Source organism: Dolichospermum sp. LEGE 00246 (genome assembly GCF_015207865.1).
GTDB classification, from domain to species: domain Bacteria; phylum Cyanobacteriota; class Cyanobacteriia; order Cyanobacteriales; family Nostocaceae; genus Dolichospermum; species Dolichospermum heterosporum.
This window is the reverse complement of the sequence record NZ_JADEWA010000504.1, coordinates 1-3,818: the sequence shown is the minus strand read 5'-3', so window position 1 is coordinate 3,818 and position 3,818 is coordinate 1. Positions and strand designations below refer to the sequence as shown.

Annotated in this window: 4 protein-coding genes; 3 read left to right on the top strand and 1 reads right to left on the bottom strand. The window is 41.3% G+C overall.

Going from position 1 to position 3,818, the window contains the following annotated elements:
- The first annotated feature begins 200 nt into the window (after window positions 1–200).
- Both IQ228_RS22980 and IQ228_RS22975 read left to right on the top strand, forming a co-directional pair.
- On the top strand, window positions 201–1,064 hold the full coding sequence (locus IQ228_RS22980; RefSeq protein ID WP_027403153.1) for a zinc metalloprotease HtpX: 864 nt from the start codon (window positions 201–203) through the stop codon (window positions 1,062–1,064).
- A 119-nt stretch (window positions 1,065–1,183) separates the two neighbouring features.
- The gene (locus tag IQ228_RS22975; RefSeq protein ID WP_027403154.1) at window positions 1,184–1,564 is read left to right on the top strand and encodes a hypothetical protein; all 381 of its coding nucleotides are present in this window, start codon (window positions 1,184–1,186) and stop codon (window positions 1,562–1,564) included.
- Window positions 1,565–2,000: 436 nt separating this feature from the next.
- Here the strand turns inward: IQ228_RS22975 and cruF are convergent, their stop codons facing one another.
- A complete protein-coding gene (cruF, locus tag IQ228_RS22970) occupies window positions 2,001–2,909 on the bottom strand; it encodes a gamma-carotene 1'-hydroxylase CruF (protein WP_027403155.1) in 909 nt (302 codons plus the stop codon).
- Window positions 2,910–3,252: 343 nt separating this feature from the next.
- Between cruF and IQ228_RS22965 the strand changes: the two genes are divergently transcribed.
- On the top strand, window positions 3,253–3,678 hold the full coding sequence (locus IQ228_RS22965) for a hypothetical protein (RefSeq protein WP_027403156.1): 426 nt from the start codon (window positions 3,253–3,255) through the stop codon (window positions 3,676–3,678).
- The last annotated feature ends 140 nt before the right edge of the window (window positions 3,679–3,818 follow it).

Here is a 3,818-nt window from a genome sequence, read left to right as displayed (position 1 = left end):
TCATAGCCCCCTCCTCGCTTGCGGGGAGGGGGTTGGGGGTGGGGTCATTTGCTATAAAACGGAAAACCGTACTCTAGTGAGAGGTTTCCATCACTGTACCCCAAATTTGAACTCGATACAATCAAGGGGTGGGTAAAAAGATGCTGTTGTCCAGATAAAATTACAAAAATTAATACAGCATAAGTAGGAGAGTTATCAAGATGGGAAATCAACTGAAAACTGCTATTTTACTAGCTACCCTAAGTGGCTTATTAATAGCAATTAGTTACTGGGTAATTGGTGGTACGGGGGGCTTAGTCATCGGAGTTGGGTTAGCAGCAGCGACTAACCTCTTCTCTTGGTATCAATCAGATAAGATTGCTTTAGCAGTATATAACGCCCAACCTGTCACCGCAGCAGAAGCACCAGCACTGTATCGTATCGTCCAAAAATTATCTACCCGTGCCAATATTCCCATGCCGGGAGTGTACATTGTTCCTAGTCCCACTGCCAATGCTTTTGCGACAGGACGAGATCCTGAACACGCGGCTGTGGCTGTCACCGCCGGGATTTTAGACATCCTCCCACAGGATGAATTAGAAGGCGTAATTGCCCACGAACTTACCCATATTATTAATCGTGATACCTTAACTCAAGCGATCGCCGCCACTGTCGCTGGTGCTATTTCTTTCCTGGCGCAGATGCTCAGTTATAGTATGTGGTTTGGTGGCGGTTCAAGGGATAATGAAAGAGGTGGCAATCCTTTAGGTGTGTTAGCTACAGTCATATTTGCGCCCATTGCTGCTACTGTGATTCAGTTGGCAATTTCCCGCACAAGAGAATTTTCGGCTGATGCTGGAGCAGCAAAATTAACAGGTAATCCTCGCGCATTAGCTAGAGCGTTACAACGGTTGGAATCCACAGCTAGACAAATGCCTTTGAATGCCAACCCAGCCTTTGAACCATTATTAATTATTCATCCCATTTCCGGTCAGTTTTTGGGAAATCTTTTCTCTAGTCACCCAGCAACTGAAGCAAGAGTGGAAGCTTTACTGCAATTAGAATCGCAACTTATTAGTCGTTAATAATCTATCTTTGGTCATAAGTATATTGATAAATCCCCAATTAACTGATGACCAAATTATGATGATTACAGGTGCAATTTTCATCCACAAGTAAACTTGACCAACAGGATGTGGCAACCATGACTACTAACAATATTGAATCTATAGAAATCGTCGAAATTAGTCTGCAAACTAGCCAAAATGGTGAAACAGACGAAGTTAAGCAGGAAACTACAGCACTATTGGAAGCAATTAAAAAACGCGCCCAAGCTGAAGCTGAATCTGCTGGTACTATTACCCGTGAAACCTATTTGAATGCTGTGCGTCAGGTGCGGGAAGCTATTGAAAGAGATAAACTCATTGAACGTGACCGTTTAGAATATTCTTGGGCAAGAATTCAAGAAGAATTAGACCATAATTGGAACTTACTGCATAAAGATATCACAGATTTAGGTGAGAGATTCCAAAATGCTGCTAAAGCGGCTTGGGAAGCTTTCAATGCCCCTCGTGATCAAAATTAATATAGAGGGGTACGCACTCTTTGTGAAATCCAGTCAGCAAATCGTAAAGTAGGGGCGGGGTTTCCCCGCCCTCACAGACAACTTTTTCAGCAAACCCTATATAAGTAATTGGACAAAAATATTTACAGTCATTGCGAGGGAAGGGAAGCAATCACAACCCGTGCAATCTGCGACCAGACTAGAGATAAGGGTAGATGGAAAAAGAATCGGCGGGAAACTAACTGATTTTAAAAAACTCCACAGCAAAGATGCTTATTCCTACCTTTGACTCTGAAACACTACATTATTTTGGGATTAGAAAGAATGGCAAAAATAAACAATAAAAAATCAGGCACTTTAGATAATTCTTTCTTCTTCCTTCTAACTCCTGACTCCTGACGCAATTGGGGAAGAGGAAATTACAAAAATTGCTTTTCTTATTCCCTCTTCCCTATTCTTATTTGAAAGCAACTTTCACATTAGCAACAGCAACTTCCTTAGCAGATGCTTCAATATTCACCGTTGCAGGTGCATTAGAACCCTTAAACCACAGTAGTACAGCAGGAGCTACACCTAGCGCCACACCTAGCAATACCGGGATAGGAAACCCAGCCGCCAAACTCATCACTGTCGCAAAACCGAAATTACCCAAATAAACTAATAAAGGGATATTCAATTGGTAATTGTCCAATTTAATCGGGTTTTTGCTCCATAACAAAGCCGCTACAGTCATAAATAACGACCCAGTACCCATCCAACCTGCAAAGTTCTGGTAAGGCATTCCAAAGAAAGCTCCAGGTTGTTGCCAATACCAGAAGGGAAGAGAAGTTTGACTCATAGCTGGGTCAAGCACAAAATCCCAAGAAGTGAGCAGTAAAGCCCCCAAAACAATTGCTCCAACGTGACGGAACAAAGTGGGTTTTTTATCTACGTCTAAACCCGCCCGTGCCAACACATAAGAAACACATCCTACATAAAACCATGAAAGGGGAATCGTGAAAGGTACCAAACCAGAAATTTTATACCCCAAACCACTCAGATAGCTGTAGTGACCAAAAGGAAAGCCAGTGCTAGTTCCTAATAATTCACTAGCCAAAGAAATTAATACAGATGGGATTAAAAATCCTAAAGCGCGTCCCAAACCTAAAGTCCGGTAAGCATAGAGGAACACTCCCACCGCCCCCAAAATCATATATACCACACCGCCGCCCGCCATGCTCCACTGCATGACGCTTTGTCCAAACTCTGATAAGCTGATAATTTGTTCAGCATTGGGAATAACAATCAGTATTCCCACCAGTCCAAATACCATAGAAACGATATGACCAATTAGGCATACGCGCTCGACGATAACAAGTTGTCTCATGATCAATCCTTAATGATATGCCAGATGGCTACTCAACTGTTAACAGTTTACAAATATTTATGAACGATTTAACTAAATGTTGATATTTATTCTCTCGACATGGGAATCAGGAGTGAAGTTCAACCTTTAGAAACCTTATAGGTTCAGTAAATCTGTGAAATAATGAATGCAACTGATATTCAAAATACCAGTATATAACGATTTGTAACTGAGTGGGGTACAAAAGGGTAAAGTTATAGCACCCGCCAAGTTTATAAGAACTAGGGGAGAAATTTCCTTTTTCCGTCCTCCTGACTTCTAACTGGGTGCAGGCCCTGCGCCCCTACCTCCTGACTTTTGCTATATGTCAATGTTGAAAAAAATTCCTTGGTTTTCTCTAACACTTGTATTGCTGAGTTACAGTACATTAGGCTGGGTGATATTTGAAGAAAAAGCCCCTTGGTATGTACGGCTGATAACTGTGCTAACCATCCTGCTGTCACTAATTTCTGTCACCAACCCTTGGTTAAAACTCGATGATTATTCTCATATTTTCTTCAAGTCAAACGCTAGGACTTTTTTGGTGGCTATCTTAGCAGCTTTCCTATTTTTTCTAATGATTGCCTGGTTTCGGGTATTTCTTGATACTTTACTTATTATCTGCGCCACTATTTTAGCTAAAATAGACTTTCAATCAGTTGGTTTAAAACCAGCACTAGCTTTTGGCTATATATCTTTTTGCTCACTGCTGGGTTTAGGATTGGGCGCACTTATCAATTACTACATTTAGAATTAGTCATTAGTAATTAATTAATATACTCAAAACGGTTGGGACATGGACTTTTGCGAAATCACGAAAACCCTAGATTTGTAGGGGTAAAGCAAGAGCTGATATGTGTCAACTTAAGCTCAAATCTCTACTACATCTCG